The 20,940-nt window shown below is 73.0% G+C and carries 16 protein-coding genes; 7 read left to right on the top strand and 9 right to left on the bottom strand.

The window, feature by feature from the left end; genetic code table 11:
* Positions 1-250: 250 nt before the first annotated feature.
* Together ACGFYY_RS41000 and ACGFYY_RS40995 are read right to left on the bottom strand one after the other, a co-directional pair.
* Positions 251-757: an SUKH-3 domain-containing protein gene (locus ACGFYY_RS41000; RefSeq protein WP_365264478.1), complete on the bottom strand. Its 507-nt coding sequence runs from the start codon at positions 755-757 to the stop codon at positions 251-253.
* A 2-nt stretch (positions 758-759) separates the two neighbouring features.
* Positions 760-1,338, bottom strand: coding sequence for a YwqJ-related putative deaminase (locus ACGFYY_RS40995; protein ID WP_365264480.1), 579 nt, complete (start codon positions 1,336-1,338; stop codon positions 760-762).
* Between the two features lie 230 nt (positions 1,339-1,568).
* Here ACGFYY_RS40995 and ACGFYY_RS40990 point away from each other — a divergent pair, with 230 nt between their 5' ends.
* The 3 genes from ACGFYY_RS40990 to ACGFYY_RS40980 all read left to right on the top strand — a co-directional run bounded on the left by ACGFYY_RS40990 (position 1,569) and on the right by ACGFYY_RS40980 (position 6,187).
* The gene (locus ACGFYY_RS40990) at positions 1,569-2,564 is read left to right on the top strand and encodes an SMI1/KNR4 family protein (protein ID WP_365264483.1); all 996 of its coding nucleotides are present in this window, start codon (positions 1,569-1,571) and stop codon (positions 2,562-2,564) included.
* A 7-nt stretch (positions 2,565-2,571) separates the two neighbouring features.
* Positions 2,572-5,175, top strand: coding sequence for an SUKH-4 family immunity protein (locus ACGFYY_RS40985; RefSeq protein WP_393717537.1), 2,604 nt, complete (start codon positions 2,572-2,574; stop codon positions 5,173-5,175).
* A gap of 139 nt (positions 5,176-5,314) precedes the next feature.
* Entirely contained in the window at positions 5,315-6,187 is an 873-nt protein-coding gene (locus tag ACGFYY_RS40980; protein ID WP_393717535.1) for a cellulose-binding protein, read from the top strand.
* A gap of 90 nt (positions 6,188-6,277) precedes the next feature.
* Here ACGFYY_RS40980 and ACGFYY_RS40975 read toward each other — a convergent pair whose 3' ends face one another.
* Genes ACGFYY_RS40975 through ACGFYY_RS40965 form a run of 3 tightly spaced genes read right to left on the bottom strand, consistent with a single transcriptional unit; the run spans position 6,278 to position 8,000 of the window.
* Positions 6,278-6,571 carry a hypothetical protein gene (locus tag ACGFYY_RS40975; RefSeq protein WP_393717533.1) on the bottom strand — a complete coding sequence of 98 codons (294 nt, stop codon included), beginning with the start codon at positions 6,569-6,571 and terminating at the stop codon, positions 6,278-6,280.
* Complete coding sequence (locus ACGFYY_RS40970; RefSeq protein WP_393717531.1) at positions 6,564-7,019, bottom strand: hypothetical protein; 456 nt, start codon at positions 7,017-7,019, stop codon at positions 6,564-6,566. Before ACGFYY_RS40970 ends, ACGFYY_RS40975 begins: the two co-directional genes overlap by 8 nt.
* A gap of 57 nt (positions 7,020-7,076) precedes the next feature.
* Positions 7,077-8,000: an alpha/beta fold hydrolase gene (locus tag ACGFYY_RS40965; RefSeq protein ID WP_393717530.1), complete on the bottom strand. Its 924-nt coding sequence runs from the start codon at positions 7,998-8,000 to the stop codon at positions 7,077-7,079.
* An 81-nt stretch (positions 8,001-8,081) separates the two neighbouring features.
* Between ACGFYY_RS40965 and ACGFYY_RS40960 the strand changes: the two genes are divergently transcribed.
* Positions 8,082-8,636: a CGNR zinc finger domain-containing protein gene (locus ACGFYY_RS40960; protein ID WP_393717528.1), complete on the top strand. Its 555-nt coding sequence runs from the start codon at positions 8,082-8,084 to the stop codon at positions 8,634-8,636.
* Positions 8,637-8,678: 42 nt separating this feature from the next.
* Here the strand turns inward: ACGFYY_RS40960 and ACGFYY_RS40955 are convergent, their stop codons facing one another.
* The 3 genes from ACGFYY_RS40955 to ACGFYY_RS40945 form a co-directional block, all read right to left on the bottom strand.
* Positions 8,679-9,239 (bottom strand): hypothetical protein, encoded by a 561-nt coding sequence (locus ACGFYY_RS40955; protein WP_393717526.1) that lies wholly within the window; start codon positions 9,237-9,239, stop codon positions 8,679-8,681.
* A 3-nt stretch (positions 9,240-9,242) separates the two neighbouring features.
* Positions 9,243-10,112: a hypothetical protein gene (locus ACGFYY_RS40950; RefSeq protein ID WP_393717524.1), complete on the bottom strand. Its 870-nt coding sequence runs from the start codon at positions 10,110-10,112 to the stop codon at positions 9,243-9,245.
* 95 nt (positions 10,113-10,207) lie between these two features.
* Positions 10,208-11,839: an MFS transporter gene (locus tag ACGFYY_RS40945; protein WP_393717522.1), complete on the bottom strand. Its 1,632-nt coding sequence runs from the start codon at positions 11,837-11,839 to the stop codon at positions 10,208-10,210.
* Between the two features lie 323 nt (positions 11,840-12,162).
* Here ACGFYY_RS40945 and ACGFYY_RS40940 point away from each other — a divergent pair, with 323 nt between their 5' ends.
* Both ACGFYY_RS40940 and ACGFYY_RS40935 read left to right on the top strand, forming a co-directional pair.
* On the top strand, positions 12,163-12,939 hold the full coding sequence (locus ACGFYY_RS40940; RefSeq protein ID WP_393717521.1) for an ABC transporter ATP-binding protein: 777 nt from the start codon (positions 12,163-12,165) through the stop codon (positions 12,937-12,939).
* 53 nt (positions 12,940-12,992) lie between these two features.
* On the top strand, positions 12,993-15,530 hold the full coding sequence (locus ACGFYY_RS40935) for an ABC transporter permease (protein ID WP_393717543.1): 2,538 nt from the start codon (positions 12,993-12,995) through the stop codon (positions 15,528-15,530).
* A gap of 92 nt (positions 15,531-15,622) precedes the next feature.
* Here ACGFYY_RS40935 and ACGFYY_RS40930 read toward each other — a convergent pair whose 3' ends face one another.
* Complete coding sequence (locus ACGFYY_RS40930) at positions 15,623-16,885, bottom strand: DUF2079 domain-containing protein (protein WP_393717541.1); 1,263 nt, start codon at positions 16,883-16,885, stop codon at positions 15,623-15,625.
* Positions 16,886-17,243: 358 nt separating this feature from the next.
* On the opposite strand from ACGFYY_RS40930, the gene mfd reads away from it, so the two are divergent.
* Positions 17,244-20,777, top strand: coding sequence for a transcription-repair coupling factor (gene mfd / locus ACGFYY_RS40925; protein WP_365264504.1), 3,534 nt, complete (start codon positions 17,244-17,246; stop codon positions 20,775-20,777).
* The last annotated feature ends 163 nt before the right edge of the window (positions 20,778-20,940 follow it).

Raw genomic sequence — 20,940 nt, 5'->3', positions numbered from 1 at the left:
GCGCACCACCGACCCACCGCCGAGACATGCAGTACCGCGCGAGCCGAGGAGACACTCCACCGGGGCACCGACCCACACCACCAGCCCCGCCGGCGATTGAGGCGCGGGGCCCGGGGCGGAGCCCCGGAACCACCGCCCGGCCGGAGCCGAACCGCAGCGCCCCGGAACCACCGCCCGGCCGGAGCCGAACCGCAGCGCCCCGGAACCACCGCCCGGCCGGAGCCGAACCGCAGCGCCCCGGAACCACCGGCTAGGTGGTGAGGCGGGCCGGCTGGAGGCCCGTCAGGAGCAGGGTGAGGGCCTCGTCGACCGTGGAGCCGAGGTACCAGTCGCCGGTGTGGTCGATGCCGTAGACGCGGCCCTCGCGGTCGAGTGCCAGGTGGGAGCCCCCGTCGGCCTCGACGCCCAGCGGGCAGAGCTGGGTCGACAGGGCCCGACCGAGGTCGGCGAAGGTGCGCGCCAGGTGCAGCCCGGTGAGCGGGTCGATCCGGACGGGCGTCGGGGCGATCTGGCGGCCCGCGCCCGGCGCGGCGACCGTCAGGCCGCCGAACTCGGCCCAGGCCTCGACGGCGGCGGGGAAGACGGTGTGCCGGTGCCCGGCGGGTGTGGTGTGGTCCCGGAGGGCGTCGGCCCAGTACTCGGCCTGCTTGATGTCCCACCGGCCGGGTTCCCAGCCGGCGGTGCGCAGGGCGGAGTCCACGGCGACCGGGAACCGGGTGGCCGAGGAGCGGTCGTAGGAGGCGGAGGCGGCGGTCATGGCTACTCGGAGGGGGTGAGGTCGACGGAGCGTACGCCGAAGTGGGCGAGGAGTGCGTCGCAGGAGCGGCAGGGCGGTGCGTAGCTGCCGTGGAGGGGGTCGCCGTCCTCACGGATGCGCCGCGCGGTGATCTTCGCGTGCTTGAGGGAGCGGCGGGCCTCGCTCGGCGAGAGGGGTTTGCGGGAGGCGCGGCGCGAGCGGGCGCCCTCGACGGCGGTCAGGTGGCGGGAGAGCAGGATCGCCTCCGGGCATCGGCCGGTGAATCGTTCGCGCTGGCCGCTGGTGAGGGTGTCGAGGAAGTCCTGGACGAGCGGGTGCAGCGCGGGCGGCTGGTCGGCCTTGCCGGCGGTGCCGGTGAGGGTTTCGCCGCGTACGGAGAGGGCGGCGGCGACGGTGGGGAGGATGCCGTCCCGGCGGAAACGCAGGACGGGCACGGCGGGGCGGCCGTCGGTGCTGCTCCAGCGCAGGCGGGGGTCACCGGCGGGGCCGGCGGCTTCGCCGGCGGAGCCGGGAGCGCCCGGTGCGCCTGGTGCGTCCGGCGTGGTGTCGCCGGATTCTGTACGTGTTGCCGTGTTGTGCATGGTCGCGCTTTCCCTCCCGTGGCGGCGGTGGTGACCGCTGTCGCTCACGCCCCCGTGCTGCGGGGACAGCCTGTCAAATGTCACCTGTCATGCGGAAGCCGGGTCGAATATTCGTATCAATTCGGATGTTCCTGGCCCTCGGGCGGGTGCGCCGGTCGGGCGCGGGAGAGGCTCTTGCCCCAGCGCATAGGCTGTGGTGAACCAGCCAGATCCAGCAGGGGGCTACCGCCATGACGACAGGTCGGCTCGGGCAGCAGGCCGCGCCACCCAACGCCGCGTACTCGGGGCAGGTTGTGCATTTCCCGGACCCGGTCCGGGCCGCTCGGCATCCCCACGGGGTGCGGATGGACGGCAATGGGCATCCGGACTTCTCCGCCTACGCGCGCGCGGCCGTGGAGATCGCCGAACCGCCGGAGGGCTTCGGCGTGGACGAGCTGCGACTGACGGACTACGTGTCCGCGAACGCGGCGATGAAGGCCGCCCGTCACGAGCTGTGGGACACGGTCGGTCCGGTGGCGACCCCGCACGGCTGGACCTGGCACCACGTGGCCGGTTCGCGGCGCATGGAGCTGGTTCCGGTCGAGGTGAAGGCGCTGCTGCGGCATCACGCGGGCCTGGCGACGGCGCCGGTGGACCACGAGAAGCGCGGTACGAGGCCGTTGCAGGAGGTGCGCCCGGCGCACATGGGGCTGCCGAAGTCGGTGGTGTCCGTCGCCGAGGAGCAGGTCCAGGGCGTCGAGGAGGACCTCGGCTACCGGCTGCCGGAGGCGTACCGCTCGTTCCTGAAGGCCGCGGGCGGCTGCGCACCGGTCGGTGCGGGTCTGGACGTGGACCTCGGTCTGCTGGTGGACCAGCCGTTCTTCACCGTGCGTGAGGAGGCGGCGATCAACGACCTCGTCTACGTCAACAAGTGTCTGCGCGACCACCTGACGAAGGACTACCTGTGCGTGGCCTTCGCCCAGGGCGGGCTGATCGCGCTGAAGGTCAAGGGCGAGGGCATCGGCTCGGTGTGGTTCTCCCCGTACGACGATGCCCGCGACCGGGACGGCTGGTCGGTCCAGGAGCGCGTGGAGCGGTTGTTGCTGCCCTGCGGTGCTGATTTCGACGCCTTTCTCGAACGGCTGGCCGGTAACCCGCCGGAGCTGGAGACGGTGGCCGGTCTGATGGTGGACGGCGGATTCGCACGTTCGGTTCCGGTGTCGGGTTCGGCACCGGTGGAGGGGTGAGCGCGCGATGGTGACGTTTGCGCAGGCGCAGGAGCGCGCCGAGGAGTGGATCAACGGAGACGTGCCCGCGTACCAGCACCGAGAGGTGCGCGTACGGGAGTTCGGGCTCGGGTTCGTGGTGTGGGCGGAGGACCGCGCGGCCGGTCCCGTGTCCGGTGGTGGGCGGCAGCGGCTGGTCATCGCGCGGGACAGCGGGGAGGTGACCTTGTGGCCGGGACTGCCGGTGGGCGAGGTGATCCGCCGGTACGAGGAGGAGTACGGGGCCGTGGCCGCGGCGGTGTCGGAGGCCTCGGTGCCGCCGCCGCGGATCGACTCGGAGCAGACCTCGTTCATGCTGAGCCCGCCGGAGTGGCTGCAGGAGGCCGCGGACCGGGCGGGCATCGCGCCGAGGTCGACGCCCGCACGGGCTGCGGCCGAGCCGGCCGCGGACGCGCCCGCCGAGGGCCGACCCGAGTCCGCGCCCGCGCCCGCGCCCGAACCCGCGCCGGCTCCCGCGACGCCGGCGCCGGTCGAGGCCGTGCCGCTGCGGCGCGGGGGCGAGATCCCCTACGAGCCCACGGCCAACGACGGGGTTCCGGCGACGCCCCCGGCTCCGGCGGCGGCCGAGGCTGCCGCCGCGGTGCCGATCGGTGCCACGCCCTGGGCGGGCACCGATGTGAACTCCGGTTCGGACGACGCGTCCGTGCCTCTGCCCGCGACCGTGTTCGCGCCGCCGCTGTCCGGGTCGGACCTGGAGGACGCGCCGTCGTCCGGGGTGGCCCCGGAGGCGAAGACCACGCTGATGCCGGGCGGCAGCCAGCTGCCGAGGACCGCGGTCGTGCCCGCCCTGGGTTCGCCGGGTGGGGCGGCCGGTGGCGGTCCGGAGGGTGGTTCGTCGGCGAGTGACATCGCGGACGCGCCGACCAGCAAGGCCCAGATCTCCCGGCCGTCGACGCCGTCGACCCCGTCCACGCCGCCGGGGCCGCCCGGTGCGCCGGCCGCTCCCGGTGGCGGTGCGCACCACGCCGCCACGATGCTGGCCGGCCCCGGTGTTCCGCAGCCGCCCGGTCCGCCCGGTGCTCCGGGCGCGGGTCAGCCGCCGGCTCCGCCCGGTCCGCCCGGTGCTCCGGGGTCGTTGGGGCGTGGGGTGGATCATGCGGCGACGATGTTGGCGGGTCCGGCCGTCACGGGTCAACCGCCGGCGCCTCCTGGCCCGCCCGGTGCTCCCGGTGCTCCCGGTGCTCCCGGTGCTCCCGGCGCGGGTGCGCCCCAGCCGCCCGGTCCGCCCGGTCCGCCCGGTCCGCCCGGTGCTCCGGGGTCGTTGGGGCGTGGGCTGGATCATGCGGCGACGATGTTGGCGGGTCCGGCCGTCACGGGTCAGCCGCCGGCGCCTCCCGGTCCGCCCGGTGCTCCCGGTGGCGAGGCCCATCACGCCGCCACGATGCTGGCCGGCCCCGGTGTTCCGCAGCCGCCCGGTCCGCCCGGCGCGCCCGGTGCGCCTGCGGCCCCCGGTGCTCCAGGTGCGCCCGGTGGCGGGATCGACCATGCCGCCACGATGCTGGCCGGCCCCGCCATGGGTCGGCCGCCGGGTCCCCCCGGACCGCCGCCCGGTGCGCCCGGTGCCCCCGGCGGGCAGCCCCCGGTTCCGACCGGTGCGCCCACCGTCGGCCCCGGCTACCAGGCCGTGCTCCGCTACCGCGCGCCCGACGGCTCCGAGCAGCAGCTCATCCGCCGCTCGGCGCCCGGTACCCCGCACCCGGAATGGCAGATCCTCTACGAGCTGCGCGCGATGAACGTGCCGCCGCAGCAGGTGCTGGAGCTGCATACCGAGCTGGAGTCCTGCGAGCTGCCCGGCGGTTACTGCGCCCGGATGATCCGGGAGACGTGGCCGCAGGTGCGGATCACGAGCGTGGCCCCGTACGGCCAGGACCACGCGGGCCGGCAGCAGGGCATGCGGCATCTGCTCACCCATCAGGGCGAGCTGCACCAGGTGGCGGACGGTCCGGCGCGCCCCGCGCCGGTACGGGCGCCGCTGCCGCAGGTCCCGCTGCAGCCGGCGATCCCGCTGGAGGCGATCGGGCAGGAGTTGGCGGCGGCGTTCGGTCCGCAGGGCGTGTTCCGCTTCGACCAGCGGGCGGTGTCCCGTCAGGGTGTGCCGGAGATCGTGGCGCAGACGCTGATGTGGGCGGGCCTGCCGGTCGATTTCGGGCCGTTCTTCTGGGCGCAGGCGGTGCCGGGCCAGCCGGTGCCGACGCTGGCCGAGCTGGCCCAGCAGCGGCAGGTGCAGCCGGCCTCGGACGCGGGCTCGTACCTCGTCGTCGGCAGCGACTTCGGCAAGGCGCTGTGTGTCCAGTACGGGACCGCCCACATCGTGGCGGTGCCGGTGGAAGGCGGTCCGGGAGGTGCTCCCGTACCGCCGCAGTTCGTGAATTCGAGCCTGCCGCAGTTCGTCCGGTCGCTCGCGATGATGGGTCACATGTGGCGGCTGCGTCAGCATCTGACGCCGGAACAGGCGGGGCGCTGGACGGTCGATTTCCAGGCGAATCTGGCGGGGCTCGACAGTGCGGCGCTGGCCTCGCCGGAGAGCTGGTGGTCGGTGCTGCTGGAGCAGATGTGGGACGGGCTGCTCTGATCGGCTGATCGTGTGAATGTGTGATCGGCGGGATGGCCGGGTCGGGACCTTCGAACAAGGTCTCGGCCCGGCCATTCCGGCTTCTGGGATCAAATGGCGCATCCTTGACGGGAATCCCCGCGAGAGAGGCGCATCCAGGATGAGTGCACCCATTGCGACCGTGCGCGGTCGTGGCTACCGCATGGAAGAGGTCGATCGGTATCTCGCCCGACTCTCCGGGAGCCGGGACGAGGCCTGGGAGCGGGTGGCGCGGCTGACGGTCCTGGCCAAGCAGATGGAGGCGGAGGCGGCGCGACTGCGGGAGGCGGTCTCCGCGCTGGCTCCGCAGACGTACGACGAGCTGAGCGAGCGGGCCCGCCGGATCCTGCTGTTGGCGGAGGAGGAGGCGGACGCCGTACGGACGGACGCGCGGGTGGACGCGGCGGAGACGCTGGGCGCGGCCGAGGCGCGCGCCGACCGGGCGGCGGAACTCGCGCGGGGCGATGCGGAGGCGGTGCGCGAACAGACGGAGGTCCGGGCCCGGCAAGGGCTGTTGCGGGCGCAGCGCGAGGCGGACGACGTGCGGGCGGGGGCGCGGGAGGACACGGCGCAGTGGCGGGCGCAGGCGTCGGCCGTGGCGGCGGAGACGCGGCGCCGGGCGGAGGCGGAGCGGGCGGAGCGCGAGCAGGAGCAGGCGGAACGCCGGGAGGCGGCGGAGCGGGAGCTGGCGGAGCGGGAGGCGGACCTGGAGGCGCGCCTGTCGGAGCTGGAGCGGCACGTCGAGGCCCGCCTGGCTGAGGCCCGGAGGGACTTCGCCGAGTCGGAGGAGTCGGCGCGGCACGGGCAGGAGGACGCGGAGGCCCGGGCGGCCGAGCTGGTCGCGGCGGCGCGGGTGGCGGAGGAGCGGATCGGGCGGGAGACGCGGGGGATCCTGCGGGAGCACGAGGAGGCGGCGGAGGAAATGCGGGCGCACATGAACCACGTCCGCTCCAGCCTGGCGGCCCTGACGGGCCGGGCTCCGGCCGAGGGCTAGGGCCTGATCCGAAAGACAGGCCCAAGGCCGTCTCTTCCGGATCGCGTCGGGCCCGGCCCGCCCGTACACCGACGTCTCGGGCCGGGCGGGTCAGGCCTCGCTGTCCGGGTCGACCGGACGGACGTACCAATCGGAGGAGAAGTCCGCCTGAAGGACGACCTCGCCGTCCGTGAGGTACTCGACGTCGTTCAGGACGACTCCACTCACCACGAAGTGGTTGCCTCCCGAGTGGACCGAGTCGCGCATGTCATCGGACCTCGGACTCGGCGGCACATCGATCCGTACCCGAGCTTCGGCGGGCAACCCGGCGAGCGCTGAGCGCAGTTCGCCGGCCTTCAGCTCGACCGTGTCATGGCGGTAGCGCTCGATCTTCATGTCAGCCATGCGGCACACGCTGGTCCGCGCCGGATCGGGACAGGAAGTCTTCGATCGAGCCGAGGTCGCGGTGCTGGTGGGTGACCCGGGCATTGGTTCCGACGCCGAGGGAGCCGATCTCCTCGGACAGGGCGACGTCCGGCATCGCCGACTTCTTGTTGCTGCCGAGGGCGCGGTCCTGGTGGCCGATGGACACCGCTTCGACCGGGACGGGCTTCTCGCTGCCCCGGTAGGGGAACAGGCCCGCGTACGCCTTCTCCTTCGGCCCGATCGTGACGAGCAGGTCACCGTGCCCGCACTGCCGCTCGGGCTCGTGGTGGGGCTCTGCTCGCGATCGCGGTCGGGCTCGCTCGGCGCGGGGCTCCGCGGGACGCCGGCCGCGGCTCCGAGGGCGTGGGTTCTCGCCCTGTTGCGGGCGGTGCGCATCTCGGCCGCCGTGTGCCGACGGATTGAGCAACTGCCCTGTCTCCCCAAGCGTCCTGCGGACAGCCGTTCCTGACGCTCCGTTACGGATTCACCGCGCGGCGGTGACCGTTCCCTCGCGGTCGGTGGCCGTGACCGTCGGACGGAGCCGGGTCAGGAAGTCCTCGATCAGTGGGGCGATCCGCGGAAGGTGGGTCTCCAGGGCGAAGTGGCCCGCGCCCTCGAAGATGTGGACCTCGGCGTCCGGCGCGTCGCGGAGGTAGGCCTTCGCGCCCGCCGGGGTGAAGAAGGGGTCGCCCGCGCCCCAGACGACCAGCACCGGGATCCGGGCGGCGCGGAGCCAGGCCTGCCAGGCGGGGTAGTGGGCGAAGTTCGAGGCGTAGTCGAAGGCCAGGTCGGCCTGGGCGTCGGCGCGGCCCGGCAGGCCGAGGTGACGTACGTCGAGGGTCCAGCTGTCGGGGGAGAGGAGGTCGGTGTCGGCGACGCCGGTCTCGTACTGGAAGCGGGTGCCCTCCAGGCCGAAGAGACCCCGGACCCGCTCCTCGTCGCCGGGCACCTCGCGGCGGAGTCCGGCGAACTCGCGGGCCGCGTCCGAGAGGCCCTCCTCGTAGGCGTTGCCGTTCTGGACGATCAGGCCGGTCACCCGCTGCGGCCGGCGTGCGGCGAGCCGTAGCCCGACCGGGGCGCCGAAGTCGAAGACGTACAGGGCGAAGCGGTCCAGGCCGAGGGCGTCGGTGAAGCCCTCCACGATGTCGGCGAGCCGGTCGAAGGTGTACGTGAACCCGGCCGGCGTCTCGGTGCGGCCGAAGCCGGGGTAGTCGGGGGCGATCAGGCGGTACGGGGTGTCGCCGAGGGCGTCCATCAGGCGGGCGAACTGGTGCGAGGCGGTGGGGAAGCCGTGCAGGAGCAGCAGTACGGGGCCGTCGGCGGGGCCGCTCTCGCGGTAGGCGACGCGGACCCCGTCCACGTCGACGGTGCGGTGCCGGATGGTGGGAATGGTGCGACGAGCGGTCATCACATGCCTCCTGCGTCTTTGTTTCCATTAGTCTCACCGGTGATCGCTAATGGGTCAAGTGATTGCAGTAGCATTAGTTGGGTGACAGTGACCTTCCCGCTCACCGGTGAGCCCCTCGCGCTGGACCTCCTCAACACCGAGGCCGCCACGGGCGACCTCGTCGCCGACCCGGCGGGGCTCACGGACTGGCTGGCCGCGCAGGCCGGGCGGCTGACCCCCGTCGATGTCGTGGGCGGGGCCGAGGTGGCCGCCGTACAGGCCCTACGGGCGGCCGCGCGCCCGGCGCTCGACGCCGTGCGGCGCGGTGAGCGGCCCCCGGCCGGGGCGCTCGCCGCGCTGAACGAGGCCTTGGCCGGGGCCCCGTCGCACCAGGTGCTGACCTGGACCGGGGAGGGCGGGATCGCCGCCGCCGCGCACCGGTCGGCGGATCCGGCCCGGCGGCTCGCGGCGGAACTGGCCGAGGCGGTCGCGGAATTGCTGACGGACCCTCGGGTGGGGCAGGTGCGCGCGTGCGAGGCCCACGACTGCGTGCTGCTCTTCCTGCCGGCGCACCCCCGGCGCCGTTGGTGCGTGGCGTCGGTCTGCGGCAACCGGGCCCGGGTGGCCCGCTACTACGCCCGCCACAAGGGGGACTGAAGCGGGGACTGAAGGGGGGACTGAAGGGGGAGTGATCGGGGACTAGAAGATCTCCAGGAGCGGAGACCGGAGCAGTTGGTCCACGCCCGAGACGGTGACGAAGCACAGGAGGGCCAGTTCGCCCCGGTCCGGCCGGTGCGTCTCCCAGTCGCCGGCGCGGGTACGTGCGACCTCCTCCTCCTTGCCGTCGCCGGTCCGGACGAGGCGCAGGTGGGAGGGGCGCGCCGTGAACGTCAGGGTGCGCCCGTCGTCGAGGGCGAACCGGATGCCCCGGCGGCTCGGCAGCAGTGACCGGCCCGTGGCGCGGGCCGTGAAGGGCACGCCGTCGAGGCGGCCGCGGACGCCGCGGCGCAGCCGCTTGCGGATGCCCTGCCACGGCAGCGCGGCATCGTCCATCTCCAGGACGGTCTCACCGCCGAGGAGGAACTGCCACCGCTCCCAGGCCTCGGCCTCGGCGTCGGCGGTCGGTCGCGGGCCCGGTTCCCGGAACAGCGTGTACGTGCCGTAGGCCGTGGGGATCTCGGCGTACCGGTCACGGGTGTGCGCGGGCAGGAGCCATGTCCGCCAGGGTGCGCGCCAGGACGGCTCCAGGAGCGACGGCACGGGTCAGCCCGCCGGCTGCTGCCGGCCCGGGGCGGCGAGCTTCGCCCCGGGCTCGTAGCGGTACGGGTCGCTGCGCAGGCCGCGCGCCGTGACGACCACCGTGAACGGAGGTGTCCCCGGGGCCGGGAGGGTGCCGGTGAGGGCGCCCGTCAGGGGGTCGATCACGGTCGGGAGCGGGGTGTCGTCGACGGTGAGGAGGGTGGGCGGGCCCGTCGGGTCCGGTTGGAAACCGCCGCCCTCGACCGTCAGGCGGCCGTCCTCCAGGGCGACGTGCGTGATCACCGGGTTGGCGCGCACGGCCATCTTGTTGATCAGGTACGCGCCCGCCGGGGCGCCGGTCAGGGCCCACATCTCGGCGGGCAGGCGCGGGAGTCCGCCGCCCACGTCCGCGAGGTAGAACAACACCACGTACAGCATGGTGACCACGCTGAGGGCGACGTACTGGAGGTCCACCAGATCGGTGCGTCCGCTGTCGTTCGCGATCAGCTCCCGCAGCGGCCGCCGGCCCGACGTCGTCGGCTTCGCGGCGGGCTTGGCCATGGAGCCGTGCTCCACGCGCAGGCCGACGACCGCCTTCGCGGCGATCAGGGCCACGTACGGGCCGCCGAGCAGTGGCAGGTACACCGTCGTCAGGGTGGACAGGGGGCCGTCGGCGCCGCGGAAGTACGCGATGCCACCGCCCGCCGTGAGCCCGTAGCCGAGGATCGCCAGCAGCAGCCAGAGCAGGATCACCGTCCAGGCGAGGGCGAGCGCCGTCGAGGTGGACAGGCGGCCGTCGCGGCCGGTGATGAAGCCCGGGCTGCGGCGCAGCCGCAGGCATATCGGGCCGGCCAGCGCGGCCAGTAACGCGAGTGCGCAGAGTGCGGATGCCATGTCGTCGTCCCCCCGGAAACGGTCCTGGCACGAGGGTTACCCACTGGCCCGGCCATGACAAGGCGACTTTCCGCGTACCGCCTGTGGGACAACCCTCAATCCTCTTCGCGCAGTTCCGGCAGGACGGGGAACCGGCGGGGCGCCACCAGCAGCAGGACCAGCAGCGCGGCCACGGCGGCCGCCGTCGCGCCGAGGAAGATGTGCTCCACTGCGGCGGCCACCGCCTCCCGCAGGTAGCCGGCGGCGGCAGCGGGCAGCAGCTCCGGGTGGTCCAGCGCCTTCGCCACGTCGTCCAGGTGCTCCGGGAGGCCGGGTACGGGGGCGTCCGTCAGGCGCGCGGCGATGGTGGCGTTGGCCACGGCCGCGAGCAGGGCGGCGCCCACGCTCTGGCCGACCTGCCGGCAGAACAGCACCGAGGCGGTGGTGGTCCCGCGCTCGCCCCAGCCCACGGTGGACTGGACCCCGACGATCAGCGGAAGCTGGAAGAGGCCGAGGGCGCCGCCCAGCAGCAGCATGATCAGCGCGGGCTGCCAGGGCCGGGCCGGATACGGCAACAGGGTGAAGGAGAAGAGGATCACCGCGGCGAGCGCGATCCCGACGGCCGCGGTGTCACGGAATCCGATGCGCCGGTAGACGTGCTGGCTGCAGGCGGCGGTGACGGGCCAGCTCAGGGTCATCACCGACATGACCAGGCCGGCGCCGACGGGGCCGAGGCCCAGTACGGACTGCGCGTAGGTCGGCATGAAGACCATCGGCGCGACCATCAGCAGGCCGAGCGCCCCCATCGCCAGGTTGACGGCGGCGATGGTGCGCCGGCGCCACACCCAGCCGGGCAGGATCGGCTCCTCGGCCCGGCGTTCCACCCGGACCACGACGACGGCGAGCAGCGCGCTCGCGCCCAGCAGCCCGAGCGAGGGAGCGGAGAGCCAGGGCCAGGCGACCCCGCCCTGGACGAGGGCGAAGAGCAGCAGCCCGCCGCAGGCGAAGACGGCGAGCGCCCCCGCCCAGTCGACCGGTCCCCGGCGGCCGGGGGACCGTACGGGCTCGGTCAGGTGACGGGCGATCATCCACAGGGCGAGGCCGGCCAGCGGCAGGTTGATCAGGAAGATCCAGCGCCAGTGCGCGTAGGAGGCCAGCAGCCCGCCGAGCGCCGGGCCGGCCACGGCCGAGGTGGCCCAGACGCTGGACATCCGGGCCTGGATCCGCGGCCGTTCCTTGAGCGGGTACAGGTCGGCGGCCAGGGTCTGGATCGTGCCCTGGAGGGCGCCGCCGCCCAGGCCCTGCACGATGCGGAAGGCGATGAGGGCGGCCATGTTCCAGGCGGACGCGCACAGCAGCGAACCGACGAGGAAGAGGCCGATGCCGAAGAGCAGGACCGGCTTGCGGCCGAAGGTGTCGGACAGCTTCCCGTAGACGGGCAGGGTGACGGTCACCGCGAGCAGATAGCCGGAGAAGAGCCAGGAGAAGACCGAGAACCCGCCGAGCTCGCCCACGATCTGCGGGACGGCGGTGGCCACGATCGTGCTGTCCAGGGCCACCAGGGCCATGCCGAGCATCAGGGAGGCGACCACCGGGGTCGGCGGCCGGGCGGCCGGCCTGTCCGCGGGCCCGCCGCCGGTCGCCTTGCCGGCTGGAACGGGTGTCTCGGCCGCGGGCCCCGAAGGTATGCCGTCCGGGCTCGCGCCCGTGCTCTCCGCCGATGCCACCGAGATTCCTTCCCCCTGCACGTAACCGCGGGGAACACCATCTCACCGCCACCGGCCGGGCGGTATCCCTCAGGGTCGGTACGCCGAAGGGTGCAGATCCCCTAGGGGTCCCTCCGCACTACGGGCCAGGGGCCGTTCCTCCCGGCGGAGGAGGTGAGCGGCCCCGACGCGCTCTTGACTGGAACCTACGCACCAGAGGCCGGGGGGTGGGGTTAACCCCCGGGCGGATACGGCGATGAGCACCAGCGCGCCGAGCTGCCGCCCGGCGGAGACTTCATGACGGCGACGCAGGCACCGACGCAGACGTACGCATTCGAAGAGGGAGAAAGACCGTGACAACGGCAATGACCGAAACCAGGCACGGGGGTACTGGAGGGCATGCTGCCGTCGCGGCCCGGGCGCGGAAGGTCGTCAAGGCCTACGGCTCCGGGGAGACGCGGGTCGTGGCCCTCGCCGAGGTCGACGTGGACATCATGAGCGGCCAGTTCACCGCGATCATGGGCCCCTCCGGCTCCGGCAAGTCCACCCTGATGCACTGCCTCGCCGGTCTCGACACGGTGACCAGCGGCCAGATCCACCTGGACGACACCGAGATCACCGGGCTGAAGGACAAGAAGCTCACGCAGCTGCGCCGCGACCGGATCGGCTTCATCTTCCAGGCCTTCAACCTGCTGCCCACGCTGAACGCCCTGGAGAACATCACGCTCCCCATGGACATCGCGGGCCGCAAGCCGGACGCGGAGTGGCTGAACCGGGTCGTGGAGACCGTGGGCCTCGCGGGCCGGCTCAAGCACCGCCCGACCGAACTCTCCGGCGGGCAGCAGCAGCGCGTGGCGGTCGCCCGCGCCCTCGCCGCCCGCCCGCAGATCATCTTCGGTGACGAGCCGACCGGAAACCTGGACTCCAGGGCGGGCGCCGAGGTCCTCGGCTTCCTGCGCCGCTCGGTGGACGAACTCGGCCAGACGATTGTCATGGTCACGCACGACCCGGTGGCGGCCTCGTACGCGGACCGCGTCATCTTCCTGGCCGACGGCCGGATCGTCGACGAGATGTACGGTCCCACGGCCGACCAGGTCCTCGACCGTATGAAGGACTTCGACGCACGCGGGCGGACCTCGTGAGCAACACCGTCCTGAAGACCTCGCGGCGCAACTTCGTCGCCCACAAGGGGCGGATGGCGCTCTCCGCCGTCGCGGTCATGCTCTCCGTCGCCTTCGTCTGCGGCACCCTGGTGTTCACCGACACCATGAACACCACCTTCGACAAGCTCTTCGCCGTCACCAACTCCGATGTGACCGTCACCCCGAAGGAGGCCGAGGCGGGGGAGGAGACCTCCGACCGCGGCCGTCCCGAGACGCTGGCGGGCTCGGTCGTCGAGCAGGTGCGCAAGGCCGAGGGCGTCAAGAGCGCCGAGGGCGGCGTCGTGTCGATGTCCGTGACGGTCGTCGACGCCAAGAACGAGAACATGGGCTCGACCACCGGCGCCCCGACCATCGCGGGCAACTGGAGCGACAACGAGCTCAAGTCCATGAAGATCACCTCGGGCAACGCGCCGCGCGGCCCGACCGAGGTGATGGTCGACGCCGACACCGCCGAGAAGCACCACCTGAAGCTCGGTGACGAGCTGCGCACGATCGCCATCACCGGCGACATCCGCGCCAGGATCACCGGTATCGCCGCCTTCACCGTGACCAACCCGGGCGCGGCCGTCGTCTACTTCGACACGGCCACCGCGCAGAAGTCGCTGCTCGGCTCCCCCGACTCCTTCACGCACGTCAACGTCACCGCCAAGGACGGGGTGAGCGACGAGCAGCTCAAGCAGAACGTCGCGAGCGCTCTCAAGGCAGCCGGCGCGGACACGTACAAGCTCCAGACCGCGAAGGAAGCCGCGGACGCCAACCGCAAGGACGTCGGCTCCTTCCTCGACGTCATGAAGTACGTGATGCTCGGCTTCGCCGGCATCGCCTTCCTCGTCGGCATCTTCCTGATCTTCAACACCTTCTCGATGCTGGTGGCCCAGCGGACCCGCGAGATCGGCCTGATGCGTGCCATCGGCGCCGACAGCGGACAGGTCCTCAAGTCCGTGGTCGTCGAGGCCTTCCTGCTCGGCGTGGTCGGCTCGGTCCTGGGCGTCGCCGCCGGCGTGGGCCTGGCCGTCGGCCTGATGGCCCTCATGGGCCAGATGGGCATGCACCTGTCCACCGACGACCTGACGGTCGCCTGGACCACGCCCGTCGTCGGCATCGTCCTCGGCGTCGTCGTCACCGTCGTCTCCGCCTTCATCCCGGCCCGCCGGGCCGGCAAGGTCTCGCCGATGGCGGCGCTGCGCGAGTCCGGCACCCCGGGCGACAAGAAGGCCGGCGTCGTCCGCGCCGTCCTCGGCCTGGTCCTCACCGGCATCGGCGGCGCGGCGCTCTACCTCGCCACGGCCGCCGAGAAGGCCGGACCCGGATCGATGTGGCTGGGCCTGGGTGTCGTCCTCAGCCTCATCGGCTTCATCGTGATCGGCCCGCTGCTCGCCGCGGGCGTGGTGCGGGTGCTCTCCGGTGTGGTCCTGCGGCCCTTCGGGTCCGTGGGCCGGCTCGCCGAGCGCAACGCCCTGCGCAACCCGCGCCGCACCGGCGCCACCGCCGCCGCGCTGATGATCGGCCTGGCGCTGGTCGCCTGCCTGTCCGTGGTGGGCTCCTCGATGGTGGCATCCGCCACCGACGAGCTCGACAAGTCGGTCGGCGCGGACTACATCGTCGCCTCCGAGTCCGGCCAGCCCGTGCTGCCGCAGGCCGAGCAGGCCCTGCGCGCCACCGCCGGCCTCGACCACGTCACCGCCTACCGCCAGCTGGAGGCCACGCTCACCGCGCCCGACGGCACCACCGAGAAGACCGACCTCGGCGCGACCGACCCGACGTACGCCAAGGACATCCGGCGCAAGATGACGGCCGGCGAACACGCGGCCGCCTACGGCGCCGGCTCCATGTCGGTCGGCTCCCTCTACGCCACCGCGCACGGCATCAAGACCGGTGACGAGATCAAGGTCGCCTTCACCGGCGGCAAGACGGTCGCGCTGAAGGTCGCGGCGATCACCAGTGACGAGGGCAACCTCGACAAGGGCATGAAGTACATCAGCACCGAGACCGCGCGGGCGAACGTGCCGGCGGACCGGATGCCGCTGCCCTTCATGATGCTGGCCACGGCCGAGGACGGTCGGTCCGACTCCGCCGCGTACACGTCGGTCAAGGCGGCCCTGGCCGAGTACCCGCAGTACAAGGTGCGCAACCAGGCCGACTACAAGCAGGCCCTGAAGGACCAGGTCGGCCAGCTGCTGAACATGGTCTACGGGCTGCTCGGCCTCGCGATCGTCGTCGCGGTGCTGGGTGTGGTGAACACCCTGGCCCTCTCGGTGGTCGAGCGCACCCGCGAGATCGGCCTGATGCGCGCCATCGGCCTCTCCCGCCGCCAGCTGCGCCGCATGATCCGCCTGGAGTCGGTGGTCATCGCCCTCTTCGGCGCCCTGCTCGGCCTCGGGCTGGGCATGGGCTGGGGCGCGACGGCGCAGCAGCTGCTCGCGCTCGAAGGCCTCAAGGTGCTGGAGATCCCGTGGCCGACGATCCTCGGGGTGTTCGCCGCCTCGGCCTTCGTGGGCCTGTTCGCCGCACTGGTCCCGGCCTTCCGGGCAGGGCGGATGAACGTACTGAACGCGATCGCGAGCGAGTAACCGGCCCGCGTTCGTTCGGGGGAATGCCGGTCCGGGACCTCAGGGTTCCGGACCGGCGTCGTTCCCGGGGCCGGTCCGGGCCGGCCCCTCGGTCACTGCCGCTGCATCAGCACGATGCCGGCGGCCTCGCCCACCAGGGTGTACCGCTCGCCCGGGTGGAGCTGGTGGGCGTAGTCGGTCGGGTCCTCGCCGGCCCACTTGGACGAGTTGTCGATGGTGATCCAGTCGGGCACCACGCCCTTGCTGCCGCCGATCCACAGCACGCGGCAGCGGGAGGTGAGCCGGGTCAGCGGGGTGGTGTCGGCCTCCACGGTCGCCCCGTCGGGGATCCGGTCCAGGAGCCGCTCGATGGCCGTGACCCGCTCGGGCTTCTCGTACGTACGGGCCTCCGCGAGCTTGGCGGTCGGCATCGCGGTCGCGCTCAGGGCGAGGGCGGCTGCCAGGACGGCGGTCGGCAGCTGCAGGGCGTACGAGCGCAGCCAGGGCCGCTCGCCGCGCCGGACGGTGTCGATCGCGTCGACCAGGGCGAGCGCCACCACGGGCATGAGGACGGCGCTGTAGTGCCAGTCGGTGGACCAGTAGTGGTCGTCCCCGGACAGGAAGCGCCAGCCGAGGGTGGGCGCGGCCACCAGGAGCAGCGGCGAGCGCAGCGCGAGCAGCCCGGAGGTGGGGATCAGCACCCACGCCAGGGTGGTGAGCTTGGTGCCGACGCCGCCGAGCGGACCCGCCCCGTCGATCTTGTCCCAGTAGCCGTAGCCCGCGGTGGCGAAGGCCGGTATGAACACGGTGAACACCAGGACGGCGAAGACGCAGGCCGCGGCGGCGACGCCGAGCGCGGCCACGGTGATCCGGCGGTTGCCGGCGCGGGCCCGCCAGGCCACCACCACGGCCAGCGCGGCCAGCGTGAAGCCGAGGTCCTCCTTGACGAGGACCAGCGGCAGCCCCCACAGCAGGGCGGCCCGCCACCGCCGGGCGAGGACCGCCTCCAGCGCGAAGGCCAGCAGCGGCACCGCGAAGGCGATCTCGTGGAAGTCGAACTCGACGGCCCGCTGGATGCCCCAGGACAGCCCGTACGCGATGCCGACGGCGATGCCGCGGGGCCGGCCGAGGAAGCGTACGGCGGCCCGGGTGACGGGCACGGCGGACAGCGCGAACAGCGCGGACTGCACGACCAGCAGGGTGAGGGGCCCCGGGAAGATCCGGTAGACGGGGGCGACGAGCGCGATGATCGGGCTGAAGTGGTCGCCGAGGATGTTGGCCCCCGGTCCCTTCAGGTCGACGACGGGCGCCTGGAGGTGCGCGTACGCGCGGATCGCCTGCTCGAAGATCCCGAGGTCCCAGGAGGCCCAGTCCATCCGCCGGAACCGCCCGACGGACAGTACGAGGTAGACGAGGAACAACCCGGCGGCCACCAGCCAGGGCGGAGCCCACGCGTACCGGCCCCGTCGGTCGGTTGCCGGTACCACCGGCGCCGGGCGGGCTATCGCATCGCTCGTCACGGACTCGTGCTCCTCCGGGGAAAGTCGTCTCCCCGGCGGAAGACGACGCGGCGAGCTCGGACAGTCACAACACGAACATCGTAAAGCGGCGCGTGGGGCGTCGTCGTAGGGTGGAACCCCCGGCCCGTGCGACGTGTCGGGCCCTTCGCGTTGCCCCCGCACCCGCACCGCACACCTTCAGACTCCAGACCCTCACCGGACGGAAAGCCTCTTCATGAGCCTGCACGGACTGCTCGACGCCGTCACCCGTGATGCCGCCCTCGCCGAGGCGGTCACCGCGGCCGGGGACGGCAAGCGCATGCACGTGGACCTCGTCGGCCCCGCCGCCGCGCGGCCCTTCGCGATCGCCGCGCTGGCCCGGCAGACCGGCCGGACCGTGCTGGCGGTCACCGCCACCGGGCGCGAGGCCGAGGATTTGGCCGCGGCGCTGCGCTCGCTGCTGCCGCCCGACGAGGTGGTGGACTACCCGTCCTGGGAGACGCTCCCGCACGAGCGGCTCAGCCCGCGCAGCGACACCATGGGCCGCCGGCTCGCCGTCCTGCGCCGCCTGGTCCACCCCAGCAAGGACGACCCGGCCGCGGGCCCCGTGAGCGTGCTCGTCGCCCCCATCCGTTCCGTGCTCCAGCCGCAGGTCAAGGGGCTCGGGGAGCTGGTCCCGGTCAGCTTGCGCCAAGGCGGCGGCGCCGACCTCGGCGAGATCACCGAGGCGCTGGCAGCGGCCGCGTACGCGCGGGTCGAGCTCGTCGAGAAGCGCGGGGAGTTCGCCGTGCGCGGCGGCATCCTCGACGTGTTCCCGCCCACCGAGGAACACCCGCTGCGCATCGAGTTCTGGGGCGACGAGGTCGAGGAGATCCGCTACTTCAAGGTCGCCGACCAGCGCTCGCTGGAGATCGCCGAGCACGGGCTGTGGGCCCCGCCCTGCCGCGAGCTGCTGCTGACCGACGCGGTACGGGAGCGGGCCGCGGCCCTCGCCGAGGCCCACCCCGAACTCGGCGAGCTCCTGCACAAGATCGCCGAGGGGATCGCCGTGGAGGGCATGGAGTCCCTCGCCCCGGTCCTCGTCGACGAGATGGAACTGCTGATCGACGTACTGCCCGCGGGGTCGATGGCCGTGGTGTGCGACCCGGAGCGGGTCCGTACCCGGGCCGCCGACCTCGTGGCGACCAGCCAGGAGTTCCTGATGGCCTCCTGGGCGGCCACCGCGGGCGGCGGCGAGGCCCCCATCGACGTCGGCGCGGCCTCGCTGCGCGGGATCGCCGACGTCCGCGACCGGGCCCGCGAGCTGGACATGATGTGGTGGTCGGTGTCCCCCTTCGCCGCCGACGAGACCGCGGGCGGCGGCGACACCCTGAAGCTCGGCATGCACGCCCCGGAGGCCTATCGCGGCGACACCGCCCGGGCCCTGGCCGACACCAAGGGCTGGATCGCCGACGGCTGGCACACCGTCTACCTCACCGAGGGCCACGGCCCGGCCGCCCGGACGGTCGAGGTGCTCGGCGGCGAGGGCATCGCGGCCCGGCTGGAGCCGGAGCTGCGCGCCCTGGAGCCGAGCCTGGTGCACGTCGCCTGTGGTTCGATCGACAACGGGTTCGTCGACCCGGTGCTGCGCCTGGCCGTCCTCACCGAGACCGATCTGACCGGTCAGCGCACCGCCACCAAGGACCTCGGCCGGATGCCGACCCGGCGCCGCAAGACGATCGACCCGCTGACCCTGGAGGCCGGCGACTACATCGTCCACGAGCAGCACGGCGTCGGCCGCTACGTCGAGATGGTCCAGCGCACGGTCCAGGGCGCCACCCGCGAGTACCTGCTCGTGGAGTACGCGCCGGCCAAGCGCGGGCAGCCCGGCGACCGGCTCTACATCCCCACCGACCAGCTGGAGCAGGTCACCAAGTACGTCGGTGGCGAGGCCCCGACCCTGCACCGGCTCGGCGGCGCCGACTGGACCAAGACCAAGGCGCGCGCGAAGAAGGCGGTCAAGGAGATCGCCGCCGACCTCATCAAGCTCTACAGCGCGCGCATGGCGGCCCCCGGCCACACCTTCGGCCCGGACACCCCCTGGCAGCGCGAACTGGAGGACGCCTTCCCGTACGCGGAGACGCCCGACCAGCTCACCACCATCGCCGAGGTCAAGGAGGACATGGAGAAGTCGGTCCCGATGGACCGGCTGATCTGCGGCGACGTCGGCTACGGCAAGACCGAGATCGCCGTGCGCGCCGCCTTCAAGGCGGTCCAGGACGGCAAGCAGGTCGCCGTGCTCGTCCCGACGACCCTGCTGGTGCAGCAGCACTTCGGCACCTTCTCCGAGCGCTACAGCCAGTTCCCCGTCAAGGTGAAGGCGCTCTCGCGCTTCCAGAGCGAGAGCGAGTCCAAGGCCACCCTGGAGGGACTCCACGAGGGCTCGGTGGACGTGGTCATCGGTACCCACCGGCTGTTCTCGCAGGAGACGAGGTTCAAGGACCTGGGCCTGGTCATCGTCGACGAGGAGCAGCGGTTCGGCGTGGAGCACAAGGAGCAGCTGAAGAAGCTGCGTGCCAACGTCGACGTGCTCACGATGTCCGCGACCCCGATCCCGCGCACCCTGGAGATGGCGGTGACCGGCATCCGCGAGATGTCGACGATCACCACCCCGCCGGAGGAGCGGCATCCGGTGCTCACCTTCGTCGGCCCGTACGAGGAGAAGCAGATCGGCGCGGCCATCCGCCGCGAGCTGCTGCGCGAGGGCCAGTGCTTCTACATCCACAACCGGGTGGAGTCCATCGACCGGGCGGCCGCCAAGCTGCGCGAGATCGTGCCCGAGGCGCGGATCGCGACGGCCCACGGCCAGATGACGGAGCAGGCCCTGGAGCAGGTCGTCGTCGACTTCTGGGAGAAGAAGTTCGACGTGCTCGTCTCGACCACGATCGTCGAGTCGGGCATCGACATCTCCAACGCCAACACCCTGATCGTGGAGCGCGGCGACAACTTCGGTCTGAGCCAGCTGCACCAGCTGCGCGGACGCGTCGGGCGCGGCCGCGAGCGCGGGTACGCGTACTTCCTGTACCCGCCGGAGAAGCCGCTGACGGAGACGGCGCACGAGCGCCTCGCGACGATCGCCCAGCACACCGAGATGGGCGCGGGCATGTACGTGGCGATGAAGGACCTGGAGATCCGCGGCGCGGGCAATCTGCTCGGCGGCGAGCAGTCCGGTCATATCGCGGGGGTCGGCTTCGACCTCTACATCCGCATGGTCGGCGAGGCCGTGGCCGACTACCGGGCCGCCGTCGAGGGCCAGGTGGAGGAGGAGCCGCCGCTGGAGGTCAAGATCGAGCTGCCGGTCGACGCGCACGTCCCGCACGACTACGCGCCGGGCGAGCGGTTGCGCCTCCAGGCGTACCGGTCCATCGCCTCCGCCACCTCCGAGGCCGACATCAAGGCCGTACGGGAGGAGCTCACCGACCGCTACGGCAAGCTGCCGGAGCCGGTGGAGAACCTGCTGCTGGTGGCCGGGCTGCGGATGCTGGCCCGGGCCTGCGGGGTCGGGGACATCACCCTCCAGGGCAACAACATCCGGTTCGGGCCGGTGGAGTTGCGTGAGTCGCAGGAGCTGCGGCTCAAGCGGCTCTACCCGGGGACGGTGCTCAAGCCCGCCACTTCGCAGGTGCTGGTCCCGCGCCCCAAGGCGGGCAAGATCGGCGGCAAGCCGGTGGTCGGGCGGGAACTGCTGGCCTGGACGGGGGAGTTCCTCACCACCATCCTCGGCTCGTAGCGGCTGCGGCGTAGCGGCGCAGCGCGTGCGGTGACGACGGGAACGGCCGTGGGGGGGGGGGGGCCCCCCCCGCCCCCCCCCCGCCCCCCCCCCGGGCGGGGGGGGCGGCGGGGCCGGCGGGGCTGGGAGACCCGGCCGCTGGGCGGCCCCCCGGGCCACCGAG

The sequence above is a fragment of the Streptomyces sp. NPDC048331 genome, assembly GCF_043201215.1.
Taxonomy (GTDB): domain Bacteria; phylum Actinomycetota; class Actinomycetes; order Streptomycetales; family Streptomycetaceae; genus Streptomyces.
This window is presented reverse-complemented; position numbering and strand designations above follow the sequence as displayed.